Source organism: Dysgonomonas sp. ZJ709, from assembly GCF_011039195.1.
Taxonomy (GTDB): domain Bacteria; phylum Bacteroidota; class Bacteroidia; order Bacteroidales; family Dysgonomonadaceae; genus Dysgonomonas.
Genome location: NZ_JAAKEM010000067.1, coordinates 1 through 2,633 on the forward strand (window position 1 = coordinate 1; position 2,633 = coordinate 2,633).

Genomic DNA, 2,633 nt, shown 5'->3' on the forward strand with positions numbered 1-2,633 from the left:
TGTATAATATAATTGAAAAGTAGTCCACTAAAATAATTGAAAAGTATACCACCGGTTAAGTAAAATCCGCTAGAGCTTCTAATAAAGCCCTGCATTTTACTAACAAATATTAACATTATAAATTCCTTTGTGTATGAAACACTAACACAGAGGGTAAAATGATAACAATGGTGGAAAAACAAACAATTATACATATGTACCGTACGGTGGGGTACAGTAAACGGGCTATAGCCAGAGAATTGGATATCAGCCGTAAGACCGTTCATAAAATCATTTGTGAGTATGAAGCATCTTTATCCTGTGCGGATCCGGAAGCCTCTCTGGAATCGATACTAACTATTCAATCACGCTATGATAGTTCCAAACGAGCTCGCCGTGTTATTACCGGTAGCCTGAAAGATTTAATAGACGATTGTTTAGACAAGAACACCCGTAAGCGTGCTATGGGGCTGAAGAAACAGTGCATGCGGGGTAAAGACATCTACGAACTGTTAATAGACAAAGGTTTCCAGGTCAGCTACACAGCGGTTTGTAAGTACATCGCTTCTGTTGCCACCGCGGGGAAAGAGGATAAATCCCGGGATACTTTTATCCGTGGCTATTACCCACCGGGAGAATCCTGTGAGTTTGACTGGGGTGAAGTCAAGCTTTACTTAAAAGGCAAACTTCACCGTCTTCAACTGGCCGTCTTTACCCTGAGCCATAGTAACGGGCGTTATGCCTGGCTGTTCCATCACCAGGACCAGTTAGCCTTCATGGAGTCTCATCGTAACTTCTTCGCCCAAGTAAAAGGTGTCCCCTGCATTATGGTTTATGACAATATGCGTGTGGCCATCAGAAAGTTTGCAGGACAAGAGAAAGAACCTACACAAACCCTGCTTCGCATGAGTAACTTCTACCGTTACCATTACCGCTTCTGTAATGCCCGTGCCGGCTGGGAAAAAGGGCATGTAGAGCGTTCAGTAGAGTATGTCAGGCGTAAAGCTTTCAGTTTTAATCTTCATTATACCTCTCTGGCAGATGCTCAATGCCACTTACTGAGTATATGTGAGAAGATTAACTCGCGCAGTGGCAGCCCCTCGACTATCAATAAAGTGGAGGAACTGGCAGCAGACCTTGCTGCATTAAAACCTTTTACCAATGAGATGGGATGCTTCCAGATGGCTGAGTACAAGGTAGACAAGTGGTCCACCATCTGTATGAACTGCTCCCACTACTCGGTTCCCGATACACTGGTAGGCAAAATGGTTACCGTTAAGATGTACTCCGAGAAACTGGTTGTCCTTTTTGGCAATGACAAAGTAGCCGTACATGAACGGATTTACTCCAGAGAGAAAGGGTGGTCCATCAAACTGGAGCATTATCTAAATACCCTGTTGCGAAAACCGGGAGCATTAAACACGTCTCTGGCATTAAAACAAATGCCGGTAAAAATACAGGCTTTGTTCAATAAACATTTTACAGACAAGGCCAGGGATTTTGTCTTCCTTTTACAGTATGCCAGGGATAACAATTTTAGCGATAATGATATAATAGAAGCGTACAGTTCATTGAAGGAACGAGGCCTGAGAAGTATATCGGCAGACCAGATCAAGGCCATGATGTATGCCAATAACGAACCGCAAGGAATATCGAATGAACCTCTCTATTTGGATGACAGCCATAAAAATGGATCTGCTCTGATCGAAGAGGGAGCCATGAAGATATTGATGGATCTCTCACGCATCATGGACACAGAAAACAATATAAAAATCATTACCAAAAACTAATAATCAGTTATGAGACAGGAAGTATTTAATATAAACAGTATGCAAATGGAAAATCTGAACGAAAAAGAAAAAGTTTTTAACTATGCCAAAGAGCTTAAGCTAACTGTCCTGCGGGATGAGCTCGATGACTTTATTACTCAGGCAACTGATGAGAACTGGTCGTACCGGGCATTGATATGTCAACTGTTAACCAAGGAAATGGACATGCGTATCGAGGCTCGCCGTAAACAGCGTATCAGGATAGCCGGATTCCCCGAACTAAAGTACCTTCAGGAACTGGTAAGGCAAGAGCTGCCTAAAGATGCACAAACAGCACTGCCTGAGTTGGAAACCTTACAATTTATTAAGGAAGGACGCAATATCGTATTTTGCGGTAATCCCGGAACCGGTAAAACACATATGTCAATTGGACTGGGTATTAAAGCCTGTCTGGAGGGCTATACTGTCTTTTTTACTTCTGTTCCCAGGCTGCTTACGCAAATCAGGGAATGTAGGTCGCAAAAGAGTCTCAGACTGCTTGAATTACGCTTCCAAAACTATGATATGGTCATCTGTGACGAGTTTGGATATGTATCGTGTGACAAAGAAGGAGGCGAATTACTCTTTAACCACCTATCCCTGAGAGCAGGAAAGAAATCAACAATCATTACTACAAATCTCGCTTTTGACAGGTGGGGCGAAATAGTAAAGGATAAAGTACTCGTGGCGGCTATGGTAGACAGGCTAACCCATAAAGCATACCTTATCAACATGAATGGACAGTCGTACAGAGTTAAAGAAACTAAAAAAATGTTACAACCTGATGAAGAATAAATATCTTTAGCCAATCTCATCCGAGACACTTAGTGGTATACTTTTCAATTA

The 2,633-nt window shown here is 42.3% G+C and carries 2 protein-coding genes; both read left to right on the forward strand.

Translation table 11 applies throughout. The features are described 5' to 3' along the window. Positions 1 to 167 precede the first annotated feature (167 nt). Positions 168 to 1,769 carry an IS21 family transposase gene (gene istA, locus G7Y56_RS18325; protein WP_255491510.1) on the forward strand — a complete coding sequence of 534 codons (1,602 nt, stop codon included), beginning with the start codon at positions 168 to 170 and terminating at the stop codon, positions 1,767 to 1,769. 9 nt (positions 1,770 to 1,778) lie between these two features. Continuing rightward, positions 1,779 to 2,582 (forward strand): IS21-like element helper ATPase IstB, encoded by an 804-nt coding sequence (gene istB, locus G7Y56_RS18330; RefSeq protein WP_304487075.1) that lies wholly within the window; start codon positions 1,779 to 1,781, stop codon positions 2,580 to 2,582. Positions 2,583 to 2,633 lie beyond the last annotated feature (51 nt).